At 64.8% G+C, this 24,050-nt stretch carries 24 protein-coding genes; 14 read left to right on the forward strand and 10 right to left on the reverse strand.

Annotated features, from left to right (window positions below; genetic code table 11):
- Positions 1 to 259: 259 nt before the first annotated feature.
- The 3 genes from D4Q52_RS05530 (at position 260) to flaF (ending at position 3,883) form a co-directional block, all read left to right on the forward strand.
- Entirely contained in the window at positions 260 to 2,926 is a 2,667-nt protein-coding gene (locus D4Q52_RS05530; RefSeq protein WP_119855550.1) for a DUF1522 domain-containing protein, read from the forward strand.
- Positions 2,927 to 3,131: 205 nt separating this feature from the next.
- On the forward strand, positions 3,132 to 3,512 hold the full coding sequence (gene flbT, locus D4Q52_RS05535; protein WP_119855551.1) for a flagellar biosynthesis repressor FlbT: 381 nt from the start codon (positions 3,132 to 3,134) through the stop codon (positions 3,510 to 3,512).
- A 2-nt stretch (positions 3,513 to 3,514) separates the two neighbouring features.
- Positions 3,515 to 3,883, forward strand: coding sequence for a flagellar biosynthesis regulator FlaF (gene flaF, locus D4Q52_RS05540; protein WP_119855552.1), 369 nt, complete (start codon positions 3,515 to 3,517; stop codon positions 3,881 to 3,883).
- Between the two features lie 89 nt (positions 3,884 to 3,972).
- On the opposite strand, the gene D4Q52_RS05545 is transcribed toward flaF, so the two are convergent.
- The 4 genes from D4Q52_RS05545 to D4Q52_RS05560 form a co-directional block, all read right to left on the reverse strand.
- Complete coding sequence (locus tag D4Q52_RS05545; RefSeq protein ID WP_119855553.1) at positions 3,973 to 4,353, reverse strand: hypothetical protein; 381 nt, start codon at positions 4,351 to 4,353, stop codon at positions 3,973 to 3,975.
- Between the two features lie 290 nt (positions 4,354 to 4,643).
- Complete coding sequence (locus D4Q52_RS05550; protein ID WP_119855554.1) at positions 4,644 to 5,129, reverse strand: hypothetical protein; 486 nt, start codon at positions 5,127 to 5,129, stop codon at positions 4,644 to 4,646.
- Between the two features lie 32 nt (positions 5,130 to 5,161).
- Positions 5,162 to 5,503 carry a flagellar assembly peptidoglycan hydrolase FlgJ gene (flgJ, locus tag D4Q52_RS05555; protein WP_119855555.1) on the reverse strand — a complete coding sequence of 114 codons (342 nt, stop codon included), beginning with the start codon at positions 5,501 to 5,503 and terminating at the stop codon, positions 5,162 to 5,164.
- Complete coding sequence (locus D4Q52_RS05560; protein WP_119855556.1) at positions 5,503 to 6,624, reverse strand: flagellar basal body P-ring protein FlgI; 1,122 nt, start codon at positions 6,622 to 6,624, stop codon at positions 5,503 to 5,505. The genes flgJ and D4Q52_RS05560 overlap by 1 nt, the downstream gene beginning before the upstream one ends.
- 298 nt (positions 6,625 to 6,922) lie before the next feature.
- Here D4Q52_RS05560 and D4Q52_RS05565 point away from each other — a divergent pair, with 298 nt between their 5' ends.
- From D4Q52_RS05565 to D4Q52_RS05575, 3 genes are all read left to right on the forward strand, one after another.
- Complete coding sequence (locus D4Q52_RS05565; RefSeq protein ID WP_119855557.1) at positions 6,923 to 7,339, forward strand: flagellar assembly protein FliX; 417 nt, start codon at positions 6,923 to 6,925, stop codon at positions 7,337 to 7,339.
- Positions 7,340 to 7,533: 194 nt separating this feature from the next.
- The gene (gene dksA / locus D4Q52_RS05570; RefSeq protein ID WP_234831092.1) at positions 7,534 to 7,899 is read left to right on the forward strand and encodes an RNA polymerase-binding protein DksA; all 366 of its coding nucleotides are present in this window, start codon (positions 7,534 to 7,536) and stop codon (positions 7,897 to 7,899) included.
- Positions 7,900 to 8,148: 249 nt separating this feature from the next.
- Positions 8,149 to 8,409, forward strand: coding sequence for a hypothetical protein (locus D4Q52_RS05575; RefSeq protein ID WP_119855559.1), 261 nt, complete (start codon positions 8,149 to 8,151; stop codon positions 8,407 to 8,409).
- A gap of 452 nt (positions 8,410 to 8,861) precedes the next feature.
- Here D4Q52_RS05575 and D4Q52_RS05585 read toward each other — a convergent pair whose 3' ends face one another.
- The 5 genes from D4Q52_RS05585 to flgF form a co-directional block, all read right to left on the reverse strand.
- Complete coding sequence (locus tag D4Q52_RS05585) at positions 8,862 to 9,131, reverse strand: DUF3551 domain-containing protein (RefSeq protein WP_119855561.1); 270 nt, start codon at positions 9,129 to 9,131, stop codon at positions 8,862 to 8,864.
- Between the two features lie 352 nt (positions 9,132 to 9,483).
- Entirely contained in the window at positions 9,484 to 10,242 is a 759-nt protein-coding gene (gene flgH, locus D4Q52_RS05590; protein ID WP_119855562.1) for a flagellar basal body L-ring protein FlgH, read from the reverse strand.
- 5 nt (positions 10,243 to 10,247) lie between these two features.
- Positions 10,248 to 11,315, reverse strand: a complete 1,068-nt coding sequence (flgA, locus tag D4Q52_RS05595; protein WP_119855563.1) for a flagellar basal body P-ring formation chaperone FlgA — start codon at positions 11,313 to 11,315, stop codon at positions 10,248 to 10,250.
- 12 nt (positions 11,316 to 11,327) lie between these two features.
- Complete coding sequence (gene flgG / locus D4Q52_RS05600) at positions 11,328 to 12,116, reverse strand: flagellar basal-body rod protein FlgG (RefSeq protein ID WP_119855564.1); 789 nt, start codon at positions 12,114 to 12,116, stop codon at positions 11,328 to 11,330.
- 11 nt (positions 12,117 to 12,127) lie between these two features.
- Positions 12,128 to 12,889 (reverse strand): flagellar basal-body rod protein FlgF, encoded by a 762-nt coding sequence (gene flgF, locus D4Q52_RS05605; protein ID WP_119855565.1) that lies wholly within the window; start codon positions 12,887 to 12,889, stop codon positions 12,128 to 12,130.
- Between the two features lie 355 nt (positions 12,890 to 13,244).
- Here flgF and fliL point away from each other — a divergent pair, with 355 nt between their 5' ends.
- Genes fliL through D4Q52_RS05625 form a run of 4 tightly spaced genes read left to right on the forward strand, consistent with a single transcriptional unit; the run spans position 13,245 to position 16,158 of the window.
- Complete coding sequence (gene fliL, locus D4Q52_RS05610; RefSeq protein ID WP_119855665.1) at positions 13,245 to 13,745, forward strand: flagellar basal body-associated protein FliL; 501 nt, start codon at positions 13,245 to 13,247, stop codon at positions 13,743 to 13,745.
- A gap of 6 nt (positions 13,746 to 13,751) precedes the next feature.
- Positions 13,752 to 14,954, forward strand: a complete 1,203-nt coding sequence (gene fliM / locus D4Q52_RS05615) for a flagellar motor switch protein FliM (protein ID WP_119855566.1) — start codon at positions 13,752 to 13,754, stop codon at positions 14,952 to 14,954.
- On the forward strand, positions 14,951 to 15,385 hold the full coding sequence (locus D4Q52_RS05620; protein WP_119855567.1) for a DUF6468 domain-containing protein: 435 nt from the start codon (positions 14,951 to 14,953) through the stop codon (positions 15,383 to 15,385). Before fliM ends, D4Q52_RS05620 begins: the two co-directional genes overlap by 4 nt.
- Entirely contained in the window at positions 15,382 to 16,158 is a 777-nt protein-coding gene (locus D4Q52_RS05625; RefSeq protein ID WP_119855568.1) for a MotE family protein, read from the forward strand. Before D4Q52_RS05620 ends, D4Q52_RS05625 begins: the two co-directional genes overlap by 4 nt.
- Positions 16,159 to 16,200: 42 nt before the next feature.
- Here D4Q52_RS05625 and D4Q52_RS05630 read toward each other — a convergent pair whose 3' ends face one another.
- Positions 16,201 to 16,530, reverse strand: a complete 330-nt coding sequence (locus tag D4Q52_RS05630) for a GrlR family regulatory protein (protein ID WP_119855569.1) — start codon at positions 16,528 to 16,530, stop codon at positions 16,201 to 16,203.
- A 348-nt stretch (positions 16,531 to 16,878) separates the two neighbouring features.
- Here D4Q52_RS05630 and D4Q52_RS26885 point away from each other — a divergent pair, with 348 nt between their 5' ends.
- The 4 genes from D4Q52_RS26885 to D4Q52_RS05650 all read left to right on the forward strand — a co-directional run bounded on the left by D4Q52_RS26885 (position 16,879) and on the right by D4Q52_RS05650 (position 24,037).
- Entirely contained in the window at positions 16,879 to 20,559 is a 3,681-nt protein-coding gene (locus tag D4Q52_RS26885; RefSeq protein ID WP_119855570.1) for a tetratricopeptide repeat protein, read from the forward strand.
- A 412-nt stretch (positions 20,560 to 20,971) separates the two neighbouring features.
- The gene (locus D4Q52_RS05640) at positions 20,972 to 21,448 is read left to right on the forward strand and encodes a MarR family winged helix-turn-helix transcriptional regulator (protein ID WP_182915238.1); all 477 of its coding nucleotides are present in this window, start codon (positions 20,972 to 20,974) and stop codon (positions 21,446 to 21,448) included.
- A gap of 141 nt (positions 21,449 to 21,589) precedes the next feature.
- A complete protein-coding gene (locus D4Q52_RS05645) occupies positions 21,590 to 22,987 on the forward strand; it encodes a UbiD family decarboxylase (RefSeq protein WP_147407762.1) in 1,398 nt (465 codons plus the stop codon).
- 54 nt (positions 22,988 to 23,041) lie between these two features.
- The gene (locus tag D4Q52_RS05650; RefSeq protein WP_119855573.1) at positions 23,042 to 24,037 is read left to right on the forward strand and encodes a TAXI family TRAP transporter solute-binding subunit; all 996 of its coding nucleotides are present in this window, start codon (positions 23,042 to 23,044) and stop codon (positions 24,035 to 24,037) included.
- Positions 24,038 to 24,050 lie beyond the last annotated feature (13 nt).

Genomic DNA, 24,050 nt, shown 5'->3' on the forward strand with positions numbered 1-24,050 from the left:
TTTCGAGTGAATTTCCCGCGGACAGCGCCTTAAGGCGCTGTTAACCATATTTTAAAGTGCGCGCGCCATAGTACCGATGCTCAGGAAGAAGGTTGGCCGAGAACGGCCGCGTTGATCCGGACCGCATGCGAGTGCGACCGAGGTCCCTCTCCAGAACAGGCGTCTAAACACAACCGGCAAACGTCGCGGCAGAGCCGAGGCGCGAGCAGCAGCGCACGACCGAAGTCGTCGCCCAGCGCGGATCAGGAAGGTTTGCACCATGTCTGACGTGGTTCTCTCGGCATCAGTTCGCCAGAATCTGCTATCGTTGCAATCGACTGCAGAACTGCTGTCGACCACCCAGAACCGGCTGGCGAGCGGCAAGAAGGTCAACACCGCCCTCGACAATCCGACCAATTTCTTCACCGCGGCAGGGCTCGACAGCCGGGCCAGCGACATCAACAACCTGCTCGACGGCATCAGCAACGGTGTCCAGATCCTGCAGGCCGCCAACACCGGCATCACCTCGCTGAACAAGCTGATCGACACCGCCAAGTCGATCGCCAACCAGGCGCTGCAGTCGAACGTCGGCTATTCGACAAAGTCCAACGTGTCGGCGACCATCGCGGGCGCGACACCGGACGATCTGCGCGGCACCCAGACCTTCGCCAGCGCGACCGCGACCAGCAGCGTGGTCAATAACGGCAACGCTGGCGGCACCACGCCCGTCGCGCTCGGCAGCACGCTCGGCGGCGGCGTCGGCAGCGTCGTGGGCAGCGCGACGATTACCAAGGCGATTGCGGCCGACAACTCGGCCACGGGGACGGCGCTCCACGTCGGCACCGCCAGCGCGCTGGCCGATGGCAACACGCTGATCAGCGCCCTGACCAGCGGTCTGACGACCGCCGCGACCGGCCCGCAGGCCGGCGATGTGATCGTCGTCAACGGCAAGACCATCACCTTCACCACCACGGGCTCGCAGGCCAACGACGGCAATGGCAACTACACGCTCGGCATCAATCAGCCGATCAGTGCATTGCTGGCCACCATCGACTCGATCAATGGCAACACCAGCAATCCGTCGGTCGTCGACGCCAACGGCCGGCTCGAACTGCACACCGGCACCAACCGGGCGCTGTCGGTGACCGACACGACGGGCGGCCTCGTGATGGCAAAGCTGAATCTCAGCCCGACCGTCAACGTCGCGCTCAACACCGGAGCGACCAACCCGATCACCGCCACGACCAAGCTGTTCAACACGGTCGGCGGTCTGCAGACAGGCGCCATCGCCGACGGCACGACGCTGACGGTGAACGGCAAATCGATCGTGTTCAAGGCGAGCGATCCGCCGAACGCGGCAGGGTTGCTGGCCGGCTCGGGCGTGCTCGGCAACATCGTCACCGATACGTCGGGCAACTCGACGATCTACATGGGGACGAGCAGCGCCTACACTTCGGCCACGGTCGGCGATGTGCTCACCGCGATCGATCTGGCGAGCGGCGTCAAGACCGCCACGATCGCCGGCGGTGTCGCGACCTTCGCGACCAACGGGACGCCTTCACAGATTTCGGCCGGCGGCACCGTGACGTTGCAAACGTCCACGGGCGCCGATCTCAGCGTCACCGGCCCGGCAGACTTTCTCAACACGCTGAAATTGACCGGTTCGACCGGGCCGGGACCGGCAACGGTTACCGCTAATCGAACCACCAGCGCGGCCACCATCGGGACGCTGATCGAGGACGGCGCGACGTTGAACGTCAACGGCAAGACCGTCACCTTCAAGAACGCGCCGGTGCCTGCCGCATCCGCCACGCACCCCGGCGTGACCGGTCGTGTCGAGACCGACGGTCTCGGCAATTCCACCGTGTACCTGCAGGGCGGCACGATGGCCGATGTGCTGACCGCGATCGACCTTGCGACGGGCGTGCAGATCGCCAAGCTGAACCCGGGCGGCGCGACGCTGTCGACCCAGCCCAACGCCGCAAGCTCCTCGCTGGCGAGTGGTGCTTTGAAGATCTCGACCGGCAGCGCTTCGGACCTGACGATCAGCGGCACCGGCAACGCCCTGGTGGCGCTCGGCCTCGCCGGCAACACCGGCACCTCGACCGAGTTCAAGGCCTCCCGCGCCTCCGGCAGCGGTGGCGTCTCCGGCAAGAGCCTGACCTTCACGTCGTTCAAGGGCGGCACGCCGGTCAATGTCATCTTCGGAGACGGCACTGGCGGCACCGTGAAGACGCTGGCGCAGCTCAACAACAAGCTCGCGACCAACAACATGATCGCGCAGATCGACGCCAATGGCCTGCTGACCATCTCGTCGAACAATGACTACGCCTCGGCGACGCTGGGTTCGGTCGCGGACGGCGGCACCGTCGGCGGCACCATCACGGCAGCACTGACCTTCAGCACGCCGAACCCGCCGGTGGCGGATATCACCTCGCAGATGGCGCGCGCCAAGCTGGTCGAGCAATACAACAACGTCATTCAGCAGATCACCACCACGTCGCAGGACGCGTCGTTCAACGGCGTCAATCTGCTCAATGGCGACACGCTGAAGCTGGTGTTCAACGAAACCGGCAAGTCGACGCTGAACATCGTCGGCACCGCGCTCAGCCCCGCGGCGCTCGGCCTTCCGACACTGGTGTCCGGCGTCGACTTCATCGACAACGCCGCGACCAACAGGACGCTGACCGCGCTCAACACCGCGTCGACCACGCTGCGTTCGCAGGCGTCGTCGTACGGCTCGAACCTGTCGATCGTGCAGATCCGCCAGGACTTCGCCAAGAACCTGATCAACGTGCTGCAGACCGGCTCGTCGAACCTGACGCTCGCCGACACCAACGAAGAAGCCGCCAACAGCCAGGCGCTGTCGACGCGCCAGTCGATCGCGGTCTCGGCACTGTCGCTTGCCAACCAGTCGCAGCAGAGCGTGCTGCAGCTGCTGCGCTAAGCGCTCCAACAACGACGCGGGCGCGCCGCGGGGCGCCCCCGCATCGCGGCGATCCCGCCGGCAACGCCGGTGGTCTTCATCCTCCAACACGTGGCATTGGATCGAGGCGCGCAGCTGGCGCATAACAGCGGCGTCGTCCGGTTGATCGATTCGTCGGCGGGTCGCGGAGGCAGCGGTCGACGGATCGCAATCAGAGGAAAACACCATGCCATTGCGAGTCGAATTGAAGCCGTTCGAGCGGATCGTGATCGGGCAGAGCGTGATCACCAATTCCGACTCGCGCACCACCTTCCTGATCGACGGCGACGCGCCGATCATGCGCGAGAAGGACATCCTCACTGCCGAGAGCGCAAACACGCCGGTGAAGCGCGTCTATCTCTGCGTGCAGATGATGTATCTGCAGAACGATATCCCTGCTTATCAGGATTTGTATCTCGGCTTCATCAAAGAGCTGCTCGAAGCGGTGCCCAGCTTTCGCGAGCCGATCGAGTCGACGAGTAATCTAATTTTAAGCGGCCAGCTCTACAAAGCACTGCGGGAGTTGCGGCCTCTCATCAAGCGTGAAGAAGAATTGCTGCAGAGGTAGTCATGTCGAGTGCTGCTCAAGCGTATGCCCGGACCGCGCAACGGACGGCTTCTCCGCGAGAGATCGAAGCCCAAGCGCTGCTCAAGGCCGCCCGGCAGCTTCAGGACGTCGTCACCAACTGGAACGAGCGCGGTCCTATCGGCCTGAACGACGCGCTGATGTTCAATCGCAAGCTGTGGTCGCTGTTCGTCAGCGATGCGCTGCGTGACGACAGCCCGCAGACGCTGGAGATCAGGCAGAACATCGCCAACATCGGAGTGTTCGTTCTCAGCCAGTCGGCAGCGTTGCAGATGGCGCCGCAACTCGAGCCGCTCAGCGCGCTGATCGAGATCAACCGCAACATCGCCGCGGGTCTCAGCGGCCGCGCCTAGCCGGTCGCGCGAAACCGCGCGTCTCGAGCCATGACGCGAGGGCGGTGCCCAGCGGCAAGCGGGGGCCTCCTGCCGTCGGCAAATGCGGCTCAGGCCGTTCGATCCGTGGGCATCGGACCGGCGCGCTGCTGAAGTCTTGACTGATCCTGCTCGCGGAAATAGGCGCGTGCTTTGAGCTGCCAGGATTCCGGATACTGATTGATCACCTCGGCGGTCGATTCATCGACCGAAACGTAGACCATCGCGGCCGACGCCTGATCGAAGATGACCTGACGCATGACGATGTCGGCACCGACTTTGGCCGCGTTGCTGGCGACCGCATTGCCGGCAGCGCCGTTCGCCGCTGCGGAGACGCTCTGCGGCGCAGGCAATTCCGTGGGTATCGCGGATTGGACCGCTTCAGGTTGCGGCTTCACCACCGGTGGTATCACCAGTTGGCCCACCGGCTTCACGGTGAAGTCGAAACTCATGGCAGCCTCCTGGCTCCATCAAGGTCTGTTCCCCCCGCCCGGCAAAATGCTGCACAGAACTTCTAAAACAGTCGCTGATGTCGGCAGGCGGATTTGAGTCGAGTTGGAGCAATTCCGCGGAGGCCGCACCGGCATTGGCGGGCACGAGAACTATCTCAGCAAAGTTATCGAGCACAGATCCCGCCTCACTGCTGACGGGGTGCGCAGGCAACCAGTCCTCACGGCTTATCCTAAATGAAAATGGCCGGGACGAGCCCGGCCAATCAAGAATCTGCAGAGAGGGCGCTCGGCTACAGCGACCGACTGACGGCGATCGGCGTCAGGTTGCGCGGCCCGGGGGCGGCGCGGCGGCCGGCGGCGGTGTAGGTCTGCGGGATATTGCGCTTCTGCACCTCGGCGTTGACGCCGCGGACGATGCCCTCGGACACCGCGTGGGCGGTTGCCAGCACGGTCAAATTGACCTGCAGCATGGCGCGAAACACCTCGTGGTGGCGATGCAGGGCGCCGATCAGATCGGGAGTGGCCTTGGCCATATAGGGCTGGCTGGCGCGCACCAGCGTGATCGCGGCGATGTAGCGCTTGGTGAGGTCGCTCTTCTGCGGCTCCAGCTTGATCGCGTCCGGGATCTTGCCGGCGCGGACCAGTTCGGTCTCCCGCTCAATCAGCGCCAGCAGATCGTTCATGATCTCGGTCAGCGCGTTGGCGAGCTGGCGGGCGTCGATTGGGGAAGCGACGGATGGGGCCGGGGCGGGCGCCGGCTGGCGTTGCATCTGCATCTGGCGTCGTCCTTGCTGCTCAGGCCTTGTTCTCAAGCCTTGGCGTTGGCCTGCTGAAGAATGAGGGTGCGGAACACATCGCTGGCAATTCCGACGCCGCCAGCCTTCGCCACGGTCTGCGAATATTGTTCCGTCAACATCGATCGCCACACTCCGGTTCCCACCGTGTCGCCAAATGGCCCTTCGCCTTTCAGGCCGGTGGTCATCTGCGAGAACATCGAGTTGAGAAACATCGCTTCGAAATCGCGGGCGGAGTTGCGGGCCTTGGTCTGGGTCTCCGGCGAGACCTTGGCGAGCGCCGCGGTCAGATCGTAATCCGGCCGGCCGTTGCGGGTCGGGGCGGTGGTCGGGTAACTGACCGGCACGATCGACATCACATCACCTCGATGTCGGCTTCGATGGCGCCCGCAGCCTTGATGGCCTGCAGGATGCCGATCAGATCGCGCGGGCCGATGCCGAGGCCGTTAAGGCCGTCGACCAGCTGCTGCAGCGACACGCCGTCCTTGACCAGCGCCAGCTTCCTGCCGTCCTCAGTGACGCCGACCCGCGTGTTCGGTGTCACCACGGTGCGGCCGCGGGACAGCGGATTGGGCTGGCTGACCTGCGGGCTTTCGGAGATCGACACCGTCAGATTGCCCTGCGCCACCGCCACCGTGGCAACTCGGACGTCGCGGCCCATCACGATGATGCCGCTGCGCTCGTCGATGATGATTTTTGCGGCCTGATCGGGCTCGACCTGCAGCTGCTCGATCTCGGTGACGAAGGCGACCGCATTGCCCTTGAACTCGGCCGGAATCGACAGCTGCACGGTCGAGGGGTCGATCGGCTCGGCGCTCTTGGTGCCGAGGAAATCGTTGACCGCCGCGGCGATGCGCTTGGCGGTGGTGAAATCGGCATTGCGCAGCGCCAGCCGCACCATCGGCAGCCGGTTCAGGGCAAATTCGATCTCGCGCTCGATGATGGCGCCGTTGGCGATGCGGCCGACAGTGGGGACGCCGCGGGTGATCTTGGCGGCGTCGCCCTCGGCCTGAAAGCCGCCGATCGCCAGCGAGCCCTGCGCCACCGCGTAGACATTGCCGTCGGCACCGAGCAGCGGCGTGACCAGCAGGGTACCGCCCTGCAGGTTCTTGGCGTCGCCGAGCGCAGAGACGGTGACGTCCATCCGGGTGCCCTGGGTGGCGAAGGCGGGCAGGTTGCCGGTCACCATAACGGCGGCGACGTTACCGGTGCGGATGGTCGCGCCCCGGATATTGACGCCCATCCGCTCCAGCATCGCCTGCAGCGACTGCTTGGTGAACGGGATGTTGTTGAGGGTATCGCCCGTGCCGTTGAGGCCGACCACGAGGCCATAGCCGATCAGCTGGTTCTGCCGGACGCCCTCGACATTGGCCAGGTCCTTGATCCGCGACGTCGCGCCGGCGGTCACACCCGACAGCATCAGCGCCGACAGGACGACTGCGGCCAGCTTCAGGATCGAGGTCGAAACGCTCGGCATTCTCGGGCTCCCAGGCGGACACGCACAGGCGTGACATGGCCTCGGTAGCGTCTTTGCCAAACCCGTGCCACCGGCATCGGGAAGCTAACTAGCTATAATGTTTGGAGAAATCTGCGTGTCGGGGAGGCGGCGTGGCGCTGCTGCCACGGCAAAACCGGCCGGACCCGGCAAATCTTGCCCGTTATTTACCGAGTATTAACCATAAACCGTGAGTTTGGGTTCCCGGGCTCCCGGCGCCCTTGCCAACTCGGGTTCATACGGGCGTGGCGCCTGGCCAGTCAGTCCGGCGAGAAAAGACATGCGAATTTATGGCCCGAGCGGCGCCACCCCCTCGACATCCTCCAATCAGGTCCGGCGCAGCGGCTCGAGCACGTTCTCGTTGCCGACCGGCGGTGCGCAGCCCGAACCGGAAGCTCGCGCCGTGCATGCGCCGCTGGCGCCGACCGGCCTCGAGGCGCTGCTGGCGATGCAGGGCGTCGAGGACGCCACCGAACGGCGCAAGCGATCGGTCGCTCGTGGTCGTTCGGCACTCGACGTGCTCGATGATCTCAAGATCGGCCTGCTGGCCGGTAACTTCAATCCATCGACCGTGGCGCGGCTGCGCGCCGCTGCGGCGGAGCTGAAGGCGTCGTCGGGCGACCCCGGCCTCGACGCCGTGTTGTCGCAGATCGATCTGCGGGTCGAGGTCGAGCTCGCCAAAGCTGGCCAATACTGAACATTTCAGCACCAGTTCCTGCTCGGCGGTCGGGCCGCGACTCGCTTGGGGGCGGGATGGCGGACGATATTGTCTGTCATCGGCGCGCGCTATATAAGCTGCCGCGCAGGCGGGACTTTTTGCCGCCCAACGAGATCATGGATTGCCCCTTGGATAAGTTGAAAAGCTATCGACCCTCCGAGAAAGAGCCGTTCATGAATGAACGGCAACGTGAATACTTTCGTGCGAAGTTGCTGGCCTGGAAGGACGAGATTTTGCGCGAAGCAAAGCTCACGCTCCAGACCCTCCAAGAAGAGAACGTCAATCATCCTGACCTGGCTGACCGCGCCTCGTCGGAAACCGACCGCGCGATCGAGCTGCGCGCGCGCGATCGGCAGCGCAAGCTGATCTCCAAGATCGACGCTGCGTTGCAGCGCATCGAAGACAATACCTATGGCTATTGCGAGGAGACCGGCGAGCCGATTTCGCTGAAGCGGCTCGAAGCCCGTCCGATCGCGACGCTGTCGGTGGAAGCCCAGGAACGCCACGAGAAGCGCGAGAAGGTCTATCGCGACGAGTAGTTTGCGATACGTATCAGCGTATCTTTGCTTCGAAGCGGGCCGCTGTGCCCGCTTCTTTTTTTGCAGTGTCCTGTCGCAATCCGCGTGAAGACGTCGGCGCAGAAGTAGGCTCGGACGAAGCGACCGTCGGGGCCGCTCTTTATGTCGCGTTTATGTCCGGCGCTCGCGCTCCGTCTCGTTTCTTTATGCGGATGCTTGCATCGTCGATTTCAGCCGAGCCTTCGGGCCAAGCGGCTGTGAAAAAGACGAGTGCTGACGATGACCTATTGGCGACACGACGAGCTTTCCATATGGCCGGGCAGTCCCGACCGCGCCTTGCTGATCCACCACAACGACCGGCCGGCCGCCGTCTCCGCCGAGCTGCCCTGGCGGCGATGCCGCGCGCTGCTGCGCCGCGTCGCACGAGGGTTGGCGCAGGTCGTTGCGATGATGCACATCGCCATCACCGCGCATAAGGCACGGCGCGTGCGCGGCGCGCTGGCCCGGCTGGATGCCGCGAGGCCCCGATGAGCCGCGATCGGTCGGACGCGATCTTCGCCCGCATCGGCTCCTATGGGAGACTGATACCAGTCCTCATTCAGCAGTTGCGGAGCTGCCTCAGTGCTCCCGCCGGTTACCGGCGGGAGGCGCACTATATGCGCGGACCCGGACCGGCATGCCGGGAAAAACAAGCCGCACAAAACGCCGTGAAATCGGATCAGTAAGCGGCTCGCAAGTCCGCGCGACGCGCCAGCTGTGGCCTCCGTCATTGCGAGCGAAGCAATCCAGAAGCCATGGATCGGGCTTTTCCTGGATTGCTTCGTCGCTACACTCCTCGCGATGACGGCATCCAAGATCGCAATTCACAGATCAAGCTTTCGACCAGGCGCCGCCTGGAAGGACTGGTTGCAAGTGTCTTGGCCGCATCCTTCGAGGCGCGCTACGCGCGCTCCTCAGGAATGACGACTCAGTCCTGACAGCGTTCAGTAGCGGCGGGACCGCGGCGAGAGGCGCGGCCGGGATTGTTGCTGCTCCTGCTGCCGCCTGAATGCCTCCACGGGGTTGATGTCGCAGCCGGCGCGGGTGCCCGACGCCGTCGCCATGCATTGCTCGTAGGAATCGAACTGGCAATTGCCCGGATAGCCCCAATCGCCGCCTTGCAGGCAGTAAGGAAAATCCCGCGCGTGAGCCGGCGCTCCCGCGAAGCTGAAGATCGTCGCGGCGGCGATCAATACGGCGCCTGGTCTGGTCATTCTCGTCTCTCCATCGTGCCCATTCCTGCGGATGCAGGACAGATCGGGCCACGGCAGAAATAGGCAGGCGCCCGGCCGACACAACCGCGAACCGGCTATGCGCGCCGTGCCCCATACGTTGGTATCAACTGCCAGCGGATGGCCCTTCGTCCGCGCGATCGCTCCTGCGTGAACAGCGCAGGCCGCCCGCACGCCGCGGTCACAGCCACGCGATCCCTGATAGTGCGCGGACAACAAAGCCTTGAAAAGGCCGCGGCCTCCGTCCGGAGGGAGAGCCGGAGGAGGCCGCGCTGGAGACACCTGACCGCGCCTAGGTTCGCGGTCGGGTGTGGGAGCTCTGCGAAAGAGTGGGTCAGAACGGCAGCAGCACATCCATCACTTGCGAGCCGTAGCGCGGCTGCTGCACGTCGGTGATCTGGCCGCGGCCGCCATAGGCGATGCGGGCCTGGGCGATCTTGCTGCTGTCGATGGTGTTGTCGCTTTGGATGTCCTCCGGCCGCACGATGCCGGCGACGATCAGTTCGCGGACTTCGAAGTTGACGCGGATTTCCTGCTTGCCTTCGACCACCAGATTGCCGTTCGGCAGCACCTGCGTCACCACCGCGGCGACGCTGGTCTGCAGCGCTTCCTGGCGCTGCACCGAGCCCTTGCCGTCGCTCGTCGAGGTCGAGTCGGTAGTCAGGATACGGCCGGGCAGCACCGCGGTGGCGGGGTTGGTGATGGTCTTGCTGCCGATGAAGTCGGTGATGCCGGAGTCTTCGGTGTTCTTACGGCTGCGCTGGGTCTCGTTGGCGATGTTCGCCTTGTCGGTGAAGTTGACCGTCACCGTCATGATGTCGCCGACCTTGGCGGCGCGCTGATCCCGGAAGAACGCGCGCGAGCCGTTCCGCCACAGCGAGTTGGCATTGTAGGAGGCGACCTCCGGCTTCGGCATCGGCATCTGCACCGGCTTGTAGCCGGGTTGCGTCGTCGGATTTTCGATCGCGCTCAGCGCCGGCCGTTCGCCGATCGCGGCGAGCCGGTCGATCGAGGAGCAGCCGCCGGCGAAGCCGCCCGTTGTCAGCAGCGCGGCGGTCAGAACGAGACGGTTGGTCGGGATCAACTTGAACATTGTACTCACTCGGGCTTCGCGGCGGCGGTGCGGGCGACAGCGGGCTCAGGAGCCGGCGCGGCGGTGCCGGCACTGGCGAGGATCCGCGGCGTGGCGATCGTCACCACGACCTGGCCGCGGCCCACCACGGTCGCGGGCACGGTGCGCTTGGACTGCAGGTTCAGCACGTTGACGACGTCGCCTTCGGTGCCGGTCTCGAGGGCCTTGCCGCGCGAGGTCAGATAGATGCCGGCGGCTTCGTAGATCAGCGTCACGCTCTGGTCGCGGGTGACGAGATCCGGCTTGGCCAGATCGGTGCTGCGCAGCATCTGGCCGCCGCGCAGCGAGCGCCGCGTCTGCATGCCGATCGCCGCCTCGCGCCCGACGATGTCGGCGGTGACCTCGGCCTTCGGGCGGCGCTCGATCGCAACATCCGAGACCTTGACGACTTCGCCGCGCTCGACCGGACGGGTCAGCACCGTCACCGGTGCCGTCTCGACGGCCGTTCCGGTGACGCGCAGCCGCACCGGCGCACTGTCGGCGCCGCCGGCGATCTCGAAGCTGAAGTCGAACCGGCCGTTGCGGCGGTCGAACCGGTCGGCGATCAGCGCCGGCGCGGCGCTGTAGTTCGCCGGCAAGGTGCGCGCCTCGATCTCGCGGTCGAAGGTCAGCGCCAGATCCTCGGCGTCGCCGAGACCGTGGCGGCGCTGCAGCGTCACGATCACCTGCTGCTCGATCTCCTTGGCGGGCAGGCTGCGAGCCAGCCGGGTGACGGTCACTTCGCCGATGTCGCGTGTATCGACGCCGATCACCTGATGGGCGCGCAGCGTGGCGATCACCGCATTGGTCGGCAGCGCACCGGTGGTACCGAGATCGGGCGCGCGATACACCGGGATTTGTGCGGCGACGCCGGCATTGTCGATCAGGTCGCCGATCCGCACCAGTTCGTCCGCGACTTCGATATGGGCGCGCAGCACCGGCGTGCGCAGGACTTCTTCCACCTGCGGCGACAGCCGAGAGGTGGGCGCGGTTTCGGCGGCGATCGCAGCGATCGGTGTCGCGACGAGCAGGGCGGCGAGGAGTGAACGGATCATCGGTCAGCTCCCTCAGCGGAACATGTTGGAGGTGGATTGCAGCATCTGGTCGGCGGCGCTGACCACCTTGGCGTTCATCTCGTAGGCGCGCTGCGCGGCGATCAGGTCGGAGATCTCGTTGACGACTTCGACATTGGCCTGTTCCAGCGTTTTCTGCAGCATGTCGCCGAGGCCATCGACGGTGGCGATGCCGTCCTGCGGCGGGCCCGACGCCTGGGTCTCGAGGAACAGATTGTCGCCCTCGGGCTGCAGGCCGGTCTTGTTGATGAAGCGGGTCAGGCCGATCTGGCCGATCACCGTCGGCGTCGTCGAGCCCGACACCGTCACCGAGACCTGGCCGTTGGTGGCGACCGTGATGCCGTAGGCACCGTTCGGAATGGTGATTGTCGGCTGCACCGGATTGCCGGCGGCGGTGACGACGCGGCCGGTGTTGTCGGTGGTAAACGAGCCGTCGCGGGTGTAGCGATAGGTGCCGTCCGGCATTTGGATCTTGAAGAAGCCTTCGCCGCGGACGGCGAGGTCGAGGTCGTTGCCGGTGGTCGACAGCGTGCCCTGGGTCATCAGCCGCGGCGTGCCGACGGTCTTGACGCCGCCGCCGATGTCGACGCCGACCGGAATGATCGTGCCCTGATCCGAGGCCTGGGTGCCGACGCGGCGAACGTGGTCGTAGATCAGATCCTGGAATTGCGCCGTCTGCTTTTTGAACCCGGTGGTTCGCATATTGGCGATATTGTTGGAGATCACCTGAACGTTGAGCTCCTGAGCGGCCATGCCGGTCGCAGCGGTGTAGAGTGCGCGCATCTCAGGTCTCCTTACGCCGGCACGTCAGCGAGCCGCTCGATCGCGGTCTTCTGCAGGTCGCCTTCCTGCTGCAGCAGGGAGGAAACGGACTGGTAGGAGCGGCTGACGGCGATCATCCGCGACATCTCGGCGACCGAATTGACGTTCGATTTCTCGACGTAGCCCTGCCGCAGCTGGGACTTGGTGTCGGGGGCGCCGGGATCGCTGGTGGCGGCGTAGAGATTGTCGCCCTGCTTCTCGAGGCTTTGCGGGCGGGCGAACGACACCATCCGCAGCTTGCCGCGCAGCGAGTCGATCACCGCAGTGCCTTCGATCACGCTGACATTGCCGTCCGCGGCGATGTTGATCGCCTTGTCGGTCGGCTGAAACACGATCGGGCCGGCGTTGCCGAGCACCGGGAAGCCGGAGGCATTGACCAGCTGGCCCTGCGGATTGATCGAGAGCTTGCCGTCGCGGGTGTAGCGCTCGCCGGCCGGGGTCTGCACCACCAGGAAGGCGGAGCCGTCGATGGCGACGTCGAGCGGGTTCTTGGTCTCGTCCAGCGGACCGGAGGAGAAGTCGTGATAGGCGGCACGGTCCAGCACGAAGCTGACGCGGCGGTCCTGCGACTGGAAATTGTCTTCATGCGCCCCGGTATTCAGGAATTCCTGAAACATCGAGCGCTGGGCCTTGAAGCCATTGGTGTTGACGTTCGCCAGGTTGTTGGCGACGACATCCATCTGCCGTTCGAGCACGACCTGCCGCGACAAGCCGACCAGAAGCGTATTCTGCATCGGTATTCTCCCTTTGACGATCCGCCGCCGGCCCTCCCAGACCCTCGGCGGATGCGGTGAACCGAAGCTCTCCCAAGCCGCGGTTCGCCCAGATGTCTTGCGAGCAGCGTGCCAACCCACAAACTCTTGGAATTTCAACTCTTTGATGATTTTTGAGGGTGTTGCGAGGTCGGCAATAAGGAGTTGTTGACCATGTTGCCCGGCAAAATCTTCCTAGCTGGGCGCCCTCTGGAAAGGTTCCGTTAACCATTGCGACATTAGCGTCGCGCAATCAGGGCCCGTGGCGCTGGCGGCTTAGTTTCGCGTTAACGGTTCGCCTGAACGGCACGGCTCTTCTTGCAGGCGGATGCGGCCGATGGCGGATTCAGAAAAACCCGAGGACGGCGCAGATGGCGCCGAAGGCGCTGCGTCGAAGAGCAAGAAGAAGCTGATCATCATCATCGCGGCAGCCGCGCTGGTGCTGGTCGGCGGCGGCGGAGGTGCGTGGTTCTTCATGTCCAAAGGGCACGACAAGGACAAGCAGCACGCCGAGGCCGAGAAGGTGAAGCCGCCGAATTTCGTCGACGTGCCGGAGATCATGGTCAACCTCGCCGGCTCGCCGGGCGAGCGGGTGCAGTACCTCAAGGCCAAGATCGTGCTCGAAGTAAAAGACGACAAGCTCGCCGAGCAGATCAAGCCGACGATGCCGCGCATCACCGACCTGTTTCAGACCTATCTGCGCGAACTGCGCTCGAACGATCTCAATGGCTCGGTCGGGATGTTTCGCATGAAGGAAGAACTGACCCGCCGGGTCAACGTCGCGATTGCACCTGCGCAGGTGAACGCGGTGCTGTTCAAGGAAGTGCTGGTGCAGTGATCTGACATGGCTGGCCAGGACCAACTCGACCAAGACGCAATCGCCGCCCAGTGGGAAGCGTCGATGGCCTCGGAAGATCCCGAGGCCGCCGCCAAGGCTGCACAGGAAAACGAACTCACCGGGACCATGGCGGAGCAATGGGCCGCCATGGTCGACGATGGCGGCCGCGATCTCGGCGGCGGCAAGAACGGCGGTGAGCGCGTGCTGTCGCAGGAGGAGATCGACAATCTCCTCGGCTTCAGCGTCGGTGAGGTACATCTCGACGAGAATTCCGGCATTCGCGCCATCATCGACTCGGCGATGGTGTCCTACGAGCGTCTGCCGATGCTCGAAATCGTGTTCGACCGCCTGGTGCGGCTGATGACGACGAGCCTGCGCAATTTCACCTCCGACAACGTCGAGGTCTCGCTCGACCGCATCACCTCGGTGCGGTTCGGCGACTATATGAATTCGATCCCGCTGCCTGCGGTGCTGTGCGTGTTCAAGGCCGAGGAGTGGCAGAATTTCGGGCTCGCCACCGTCGACTCCAGCCTGATCTATTCGATGATCGACGTGCTGCTCGGCGGCCGCCGCGGCCAGGCGTCGCTGCGCATCGAAGGGCGCCCCTACACCACGATCGAGACCAATCTGGTGAAGCGGCTGCTCGAAGTCGTGCTCGCCGACGCCGAACAGGCGTTCCGCCCGCTGTCGCCGGTAACGTTCTCGATCGACCGGCTGGAAACCAATCCGCGCTTCGCCGCCATCAGCCGGCCCGCCAACGCCGCCATCCTGGTCCGCCTGCATATCGACATGGAAGACCGCGGCGGCAATATCGAACTGCTGCTGCCCTACGCCACGATCGAGCCGATCCGCGGCGTGCTGATGCAGATGTTCATGGGCGAGAAGTTCGGCCGTGACCCCGTCTGGGAAGGCCACCTCGCTACCGAAATCGGTCAGGCCGAGATCTCGATCGACGCGGTTTTGTACGAATCGGAAGTGCCGCTGAGACAGCTGATGGCGTTGCAGGTCGGCGATACCTTGCCGCTCGAACTACGCGCGGACGCGCTGGTCGCGGTTCGCTGTGGCAACGTCACGCTGACTGAAGGCCGGATGGGCCGCGTCGGTGACCGCGTCGCGATCCGCGTCACCAAACCACTCCGCAAGCCGGTCACGACCTACGCGATGTTCGAACGGACCGACGAGCAAAGCAAAATGATGGAGGCACAATGAGCCATACCCTGGGACTCGTCATCGAAAGCCTCGTCGCCGTGCTGTTGCTGCTGACGATCGGCTACTGCTGGCTGCTCAACAAGCGGCTGCTGCGGCTGAAGGCCGACGAGCAGTCGCTGAAGGCGACGATCGGCGAACTGATCACCGTCACCGAGATCGCCGAACGCGCGATCGGCGGGCTGAAGCTCACGGTGCGCGAGGTCAACGACAACCTCGGCCGCGACATCGCCGCGGCGAGCGCGATGTCCGAGAATCTCAAGAAGCAACTCGCCGAAGGCGACAACGTGCTGCGCCGGCTGTCCAAGATCGTGGCGGCGGCGCGGCCGTCCTCGGAGCAGCAGGACGCGCCGACGCTGTCGGCGGCGCGGGCCAACGCAGCTGCGGCTGAAGCCTTCGCCGAGCGGCGACGACACACTGGCCTGGCTGCATGAGCGCGCTCCGGGATATCCGCATCCTGCCGGTGGTGCTGGTCGCGATCCTCGGCCTCGCTGTGCTGAAGATCGCTGGCCTGTTGCTCGATGGCGGCTACGTGTTCGACTACGACCCGAACGCGACCAAGCCGTCCTGGGCGCAGGCCAACCTGAACTACCCGGGTGGCGCCGCCAAGGCTGCAAATCCCGACCTGGCTTCCGATATTACCGGTTCGGTACAAGCGCCGGCCAAAACAGAACAACCGAAGCCGGCCGTTGCGGCGCCGGAGGACGTCAAGCCGCCCGAGCCGCCGATGGAGCACCCGGCCGGCATCTCGCCGTCCGAGCGCGCGATCCTCGAGCGGCTGCAAGCGCGCCGCCAGGAGCTCGACGCCCGCGCCCGCGAAGTCGAAATTCGCGAGAGTCTGCTGAAGGCGGCCGAGAAGCGGATTGAATCCCGCGTCGAGGAGATGAAGGCGACCGAGGGCCAGATCGGCAAGGCCGCCGAGCAGAAGAGCGAAGCCGACGCTGCGCGTTTCAAGGGCATCATCACGATGTACGAGTCGATGAAGCCGAAGGACGCCGCCAAGATCTTCGATCGCCTGGAGATGCCAGTGCTGATCGAGATCGCGTCGCAAATCGCGCCGCGCAAGATGTCCGACATTCTCGGGCTGATGACGCCGGAAGCCGCCGAAAAAGTCACGGTCGAGTTGGCGCGCCGCGCCAGTGGAAAGACCTCGGCGACCGCAGCCGCGTTGCCTAAAATCGAAGGTCGTCCTGTCCCGGCAAGGTAACTGATTGCTGATTGCGTATGGCCTGGATCGCCCAAGACTTAGTCAGTCGGAGATCCGCGTCAGCACTGCCTTGAAACCGAGCGTGGGCGCTTCCGCCGCGGTGCCTTCGACTTGGGCAAAATCGCCAATCGACGAACCGTGGAAATCGACTCGTACTTCGTCGACGCCGAACACCGATGCCACGTTCGGATCGTTGGTGTGCCGACGGCTCATGATCTTGCCGCGGATCTGGCCACCATCTTGCTCGTAACTGCCGACATAGGCGAATGCCGAACTGCCGCCGCGGAGCTTTCCATCGTCGGCAAATACCACGCCGGTGGCTCTTCGACGCGCCGTCTCAAATTCGACTTTGTACAATCCCTTCAACAGCATGACTAGACCGGTCCCCAATTGAACGGCTGATGAGAAGTCTCGCGTGTATCGGTGCAGAAATGTGATGGTGCGTCCCGCCGCAGGTCTTACTACAGAAATCTGGATTAGCCGACCTAATTAAAACGGATGGTTGCATCGTGACCGGCGCAACCATTGTGGTGGTATCGGCTGTGGCGCGTCTGCGTGAGCGCGGGCGGGTGATGGTTAAACCAACGTTAACGGCTTCCGTGGTGTAGTGGCGAGGGAATGCCTGCACGGGGAACCGCGCGGGCGGCGGTGCATCGGATAACGCAACAGGGGCGGATTCGGTTCGCCCGCCACAACAGGGTCGTTGACCGGAAGACACCGATGGCGCGGATGGCTGCCGTTGCAGACTGGTCGGGAGCGTTCTGCTGGCGCCTCGTGAAAGTCTGCCTCGCATTTGGGCTGGCTCTGGCCGTCGCCCTCTCGGCGCAGCCGGCGGCGGCACAACCCGTGCGCGGCGAGGCGAGCTTCGACGCCAGCGGCGGCTACGGCCGGCTGCTGTTCACGCTCGCCGAGGATGTCGAATCCGATGTCGTCATGGCCGGCCTGATCGTGGTGATCCGGTTCAAGCGGCCGGTCGATATTCCGATCGACCGGCTGACGGAGTCCGGACGCGATTACATCGGCTCGGCGCGGCTCGATCCGGATGGCTCCGCTGTGCGGTTGGCCCTGCTGCGCAAGTTCACCGTCAACCCCATGGCCGCCGGCGAACGGCTGTATGTTGACCTGCTACCGGAGAATTGGGCAGGCGCGCCGCCGAGCGTGCCGCAGGAGGTGGTGAAGGCGCTGGCCGAGCGAGCTCGCGCTGCGGAACGGGCGCTACGCGCGCAACAGGCGAGGGCCGACGTCAAGAAGCGTCCGCCGATCCGCGTGCGCGCGTCGATGCAGCCGACTTTCGTGCGCTACGTGTTCGAAGTGCCGCCGGGTGTCGAGGTATCGTCGACGCTGAGTGAGAAGAAGTTGACGGTGCGGTTCAATACCGGCCTCAATTTCGATCTCGCCGACGCGCAGCTCGCGGGCGCATCGAATGTCGGGGCGATCAGCCAGAAGGCCGACGGCAACGGCTCCAGCGTCGACTTCGCGCTGATCGGCGGCGCCGACGTGCGCTCGTTCCGCGAAGACAAGAGTTTTGTTGTCGACGTCAGCTTCCAGCCGCGGGAAGGCGAGTCGAACAAGAAGAGCGACGCCGCCCTGGTGCTGCCGGAGATCGGCAAGCTGGAAGCGGCGGCGAAGCCCGAGACTGGAAAGCCTGAAGCTGCCAGACCCGAAGCAGCCAAACCTGAAGCTGCGAAGCCTGTCGCCAAGCCTGAAGACAAATCGGAGATCAAACCGCTTACAAGGACCGAGCCAGCGGTGGTCGCTGCGCAGGCGACGATCCCTCCGTCGCCTGCGGGGCCTCCCGTGCGTGTCAGCGATACGCCCGCTGCGCCGGCGGCCACGCCCGTCGCTGTGGTGGCAGCCGCCGGGTCCGAGCCCGTCACGGTGCCTGTCACGACTCCTGCCGCGCCGCCTCCGGCAGCGCCGGAATCTGCACCCGCGATGCCCAAGCCGGCTGCGACCGCGGCGCGTCCAGTTGAGGCGCGGCGTACCACGGACGGGCTGCAGTTCGATCTCTCCTTCGCCGCGCCGATGCCGGTGGCGCTGTTCCGCCGCGGCGAGATGCTGTGGCTGGTCCTCGACAGCACCACGCCGTTCGATCTCGCCGCGATCCGGCGCGAAGGCGGCGGCATCGTCGGCGACGTCAGCCGCGTCGGGCTGCCGAACGGGCAGGCGATCCGCATCCGGCTGATTCGCCCACAACTCGCGACGCTGAGCGATGACGACGGCTCGGGGCGATCCTGGTCGATCACGCTGGCCGATTCCGGCCGCGCGGCGCCGCGGCCGCTCAGCACCGTGCGCAACATCGCCGACCCCAGTCGCGCCACCGTCAGCATCGCGCTCAGCGGGGTCGGCCGACTGCATCGCCTGATCGATCCTGAAGCCGGCGATGTGCTCTCGGTGGTAACCGCGCTGCCGCCGCCCCGCGGCTTCATCAAGCGGCAGAGCTTCGTCGAGTTCAATCTGCTGGAATCGCTGCACGGCGTGGTGATCGAACTCAAATCCGACGAAGTGACAGTTGAGACCGCGGCCGAAGCGGTGGTGGTATCGCGGCCGGGCGGGCTGACGCTGTCGTCGGCCGAGCCCACCGGGCAGGCCGGCTCGGCCACCGAACGGCCGTTCTTCGATGTGACGCAATGGTCGAAGGATCAGGAAGGCCGATACCTGCCGGCGCTCGATGCGCGGATCAATGCGCTGTCGCGCGCGACCGGTGACGATCGCTTGCCGGCGCGGCTCGATTTGGCGCGGTTCTACATGGCCCGCGGCATGTATCAGGAGGCGAAGGGCGCGCTCGATCTGGCGCTGCTCGGCGCCAATCCCGGCCAGGAAGACGCCGCCACGATGATCGGTCATGCCGCTGCGGCCGCGCTGATGGATCGGCCGGAGCAGACGCTGAAGGACGTCGCCAACCCGGCGATCGCCTCGACCTACGAGGCGCAGATGTGGAAGGGCGTCGCGCTGGCGCGCCAGGGCAAATGGGCCGAAGCGCGCGAGAAGCTGAAGTCGGTGCAACTCGCCGTGACGGCGCTGCCACTCGACCTGCAACGTGAGGTGCTGAAGTCGGCGATGCGCGCCTCGCTCGAAGTGCGCGATTACTCCGGCGCCGCCAAGATCAGCAGCGATTTCGATCTGGTCGGCGTGCCGCCGGCGATGGCGCCGCAACTGGCGATGATGCGCGGCCGGCTCGACGAGGCGCTCGGCCGCGATCAGGAGGCGCTGCGGCGCTACAAGGAAGCGATGGCCTCGCCCGATCGGCAGGCCGAAAGCGAAGCCAAGTTCCGCGACATTGTGCTGCGCTCAAGGCGCGGCGAGCTATCGCCGGAGGAGGCGCTGCCGGAGCTTGAGCGGCTGTCGATGACCTGGCGCGGCGACGATCTCGAAGTGCGTACCCAGCAACTGCTGTCGAAGCTGTACGCCAGTGCCGGCCGCTATCGCGACTCGTTGATGGCAGCGCGGATCGCGACGCAGCTCGCGCCGAACTCCGACGCCGCACGGCAGGGGCAGGACGACAGCCGCGCACTGTTCACGCAGATGTATATCGGCAACAAGGGCGACGACATCCCGCCGATCGAGGCGCTGGCGACCTTCTACGAATTCCGCGAACTGACGCCGATCGGCCGCCGCGGCGACGAGATGATCCGAAGACTGTCCGATCGGCTGGTCGCGGTCGATCTGCTCGACCAGGCCAGCGAACTGCTGCAGTACCAGGTCGACAAGCGGCTCGACGGCGCGGCGCGGGCGCAGGTCGCCGCGCGTCTGGCGATGGTGTATCTGATGAACCGCAAGCCCGACCGCGCCATCGCGGCGCTGCATTCGTCGCGGATCGCCGACCTGGCCGGCGAATTGCGCCAGCAGCGGCTGCTGATCGAGGCGCGGGCGCAGAGCGACATCGGCCGGCACGACCTCGCGCTCGACATCATCAGCAATATCGGCGGCCGCGAGGCGATCCGGCTGCGCTCGGATATCTATTGGGCGGCGCGGCGCTGGCGAGAATCCTCCGAGCAGATCGAACTGTATCTCGGCGATCGCTGGAAGGATTTTACACCGCTGTCGCCCGCCGAGAAGAGCGACGTCATCCGTGCCGTGATCGGCTACGCGCTGGCCGAAGACGCGCTCGGCCTTGGCCGCTTCCGCGAGAAGTTTGCGCCGCTGATGACCGACCCGGCGGATCTAACCGCCTTCGACATCGCGAGCAAACCGTCCTCCGGCGACAGCGCCGCCTTCGCGGCGATCGCCAAGATGGCGGCGAGCGTCGATACGCTGGAAGGCTTCCTGCGCGAGATGAAGCAGCGCTTCCCGGACGCCAGCGCGCGTGCCACCCCGCCGGGTGCGGATATGACGTCGACGGGTTCGGTGCCGGCTGCAGCGCCGGCCGAGAAGGTGCGCGTCATCAAGATGGCGCGGTAACCCCAACGCGGTCATTCCGGGGCACGCGCAACGCGCGCGAACCCGGACTCCAGAAGTTGTTATGCGCGGTTGAGATTCCGGGTTCGCTCCGCTGCGCTACGCGCCCTGGAATGACCCGGGGAGGGGCTAGGCGCAGGCCGATAGGCGGAACCGATAAGCGCGGTGCCATCCGCCATCGCCGTTCAATCTTTACACAGCCTCTCGTTCGTCATTCCGGGGCGCGCGCAACGCGCGCGAACCCGGAATATCGAAGTTGTTTTGCGCGGTTGAGATTCCGGCTTCGCTCCGCTGCACTACGCGCCCCGGAGTGACTCGGGGAGAGGCTGAGCCATTCTTGTCAGGCGCCATGCCCCTTGGATTTTTCGCGATTCTCGGCAAATCAGGATGGTTGAGAGTCTCAAGGAGCGATCGCGTGGCGAAGAAAGTGAAACAGAAGGCCAAAAACCTGTTTCGGCGGCCGGGCTTTCTGGTGCGTCGGCTGCACCAGATCTACGTCGCGATCTATCTCAAGGAGTGCGAGCGCTTCGGGACAACGCCGGTGCAGACCAGCATCATGCAGGTGCTGCTCGACAAGCCTGGGCTCGATCAGGTGGCGCTTGCTGCCGAAATCGGCATGGATCGAACGACCACCTCAAACGTGCTGACCCGTCTCGAGAAGCGGGGGATCATCCGGCGCGAAGAAGCTGAAAAGGATCGACGTGTCAGGCTGGCTTTTCTCACCGAGGAAGGCAGCGCAATGCTCTCCGATATGCAGGGGGCTTTAGACAAAGCTCACAGCCGTCTGATCGCCCCGCTGCCGGAGAGCGAGCGAGAGACCTTCATCGAGCACCTTGCCCTGCTGGTTGAATCCAACAACGACGCAGGGCGCACCGTGCTGCGCAATCTATGAGCGCCTGCTGGTGAATGTTTGACGTTGTACGTCCGAAATCCATCAGCATACTGATGAGAGAGTGGCTCGGAGAGCTTGAGACTGCCCGCGGTTCACGCCGCGGACAGATCGTCAGTATACTGATAATATGGAGGCTTGCGCTTGGACGAAACGACGTCAGTTCAAAGCTTGCGCGGCTTTCTCGACATGGTCCGCACGCGCTTCCCTGAAGAGTATCTGCAGATCCGCGATCGCGTGAATCCCCGCCTCGTGTCCACCGCCATGGTCCTCGAACTCGATCGCGCGGGTCGTAGTCCCGTCGTGATGTTCGACAAGCTCGGCGATTCAGGCATGGCCTGCGTCACTAACATCGCCGCCAACCGCAAGCTGCTTGGCGCCTGCCTTGGCGTGGGAGCTTGCGAGTTGCCCACGGTGTTTCGCGAGCGCAGCCAGCGGCCGATCCCATGCGAGCTCGTCCAACGCGGCGAATGGGACGATGTCGTGATCGAGGGGGATGAGGTCGATCTCACCAAGCTGCCGATCCCGCATCAGTTCACCGTCGACGCCGCGCCTTACATCACCGCCGGCCAGGTCACGGCGCGCGACCCGGTCACCGGTATCGACACCACCGGCTTCCATCGCCTGATGCTCGCCGGCAGGAACCGGCTGGGGATCTCGCTGCATTCGCGTCGCCGGATGTACGAGTATCACCGCCGCGCCGAACAGCGCGGCCACTCGCTTCCCGCCGCGATCACCATCGGCGTACATCCGCTGCACTACATGGGTTCGATGACCTACGCGTACGGCGCCGACGTCCGCAAATACGAGATTATCGGGGCGCTGTTCGGACAGCCGTATCGGCTCGCCAGATGCGGCGTCGGCGATCTCGAGGCGCCGGCCGGCGCCGAGATGGTGATCGAGGGAGAGATCCTCGCTGGCGTCCACGAACCGGAGGGGCCGTTCGGTGAGTTCACAGGCTACGCCTCCTATCGCAGCACCCAGAATGTGTTCGTGGCTCATCGCATCCGGATGCGTCGTGACGCCTTCTTCCACAGCATCACGGCGGGGATGTCGAAGGATCACATCCTGATCTCCTCCGTGACGCGCGAGGGCGAAATTCTCAACGCGCTGCGCCGAAACCTGCCGAACGTCACAGCGGTGCATGTCCCGCACTCGACCTGCGGCGCGTTCCTGGCCGTAGTGGCGATGAAGAAGACCGCGGCCGGCGAGCCCCAGATGGCCGTCATGGCGACGTTGGGGACCGAACTCTACACCAAATACGTGATCGTCGTGGACGACGACGTCGACATTTTCGATCTCAACGATGTGTTCTGGGCGATCGCGACCCGGGTTCAGGCGGAGAAGGACATCTTCTTCATCCCTGGCGCGAAGGGCGCGGTCATCGATCCGAGTTCGGATCCGCAGAGCTTCACCGTCACCAAGATGGGCATCGACGCGACCCGCCCCAGCGGCCGGGAATTTGCAGAGCGATTGGTCGTGCCCGACGAGGCGCGCGACCGCGCACGGGCCATCCTCAGCGCTGCGGGCATTACCTTGTAAAGGCCCCGCGCTGTGCGCAACCAACGACGTAGTGGTAGCAAAGGAGACGAGCCGATGAATCGATTGACCGCTTTCTGCTTCAGCGTGGCGCTTTCAACCTTGACCGGCCTGTCAGCAGCCTCGGCACAGCAGCCCGTCAAGCTCCGCTTCGCCACGGTGGGCGTCGGCTCGGCCTGGTACAACTATGGCGCGGGCTTCGCCGATCTCGTGACCAAGCAGCTTCCCAAAGGGTCGAGCATCGATGTCCTCCCGATTGCTGGCGGCGTCGGCAACATCAAGCTGATCCAGAGCGGCGAGGCCGAACTCGGGATCAGCTTCGCCGTGACGTCGGCCGAGGGCTGCGGCGGTTTCGGCGCGTTCTCGCAAAAGCAGGACAAGGTGATGGGCCTGATCGGCGGGCTCGATACTTATTACTTCGGCACCTTTGTCACCAAAGCGTCCGGGGTCACGTCCTGGAACGACATCGTCGCCGGCAAGAATAAGTTTCATCTGCTGACCACCCAGGCCGGCGGCACCGGCGAGCAGGGCGTGCGTCAGGTTCTCCAGCTGCTGGGATCGAGCAAGGAGAGCGTCGCACAGAAAGGCGGGATGATCGAACCGTCGACCCGTTCGGGAACGGCCGAGATCATCAAGGACGGCAATGCCGGCGGCTGGGCGCATGTGGTGACGAAGGGCCATCCCGCGGCCACGCAGATCACCACCGTCAACGACATGATCATGCTGCCGCTGCCCGACGACGTGATCAAGGGAATGACGGAAAAGTTCGGCTGGGCTGAAGTCACCGTTCCGGCCAACACTTTCAAAGGCCAGACTGAGCCGGTGAAGACGGTTCGCGCCGCGTCCAACATCCTGATCGCGTCGAGCGTCTCCGACGACGCGGCCTACACGATCGCCAAGACGCTGGTCGAGAGCGCCGCGGCGATGCCGCGGATCCACGCAGCGTTGGCCGATTTCGATCCCAAGCTCGCCGCGGATCCCGCCCTCAACGGCAACTGTCCGATCCATCCGGGCGCGGCGAAATACTATCGTGAAGCCGGGCTGATGAAGTAACCGCCGTCACTTC

Source organism: Rhodopseudomonas palustris, assembly GCF_003591005.1.
Lineage (GTDB): Bacteria > Pseudomonadota > Alphaproteobacteria > Rhizobiales > Xanthobacteraceae > Rhodopseudomonas > Rhodopseudomonas palustris_K.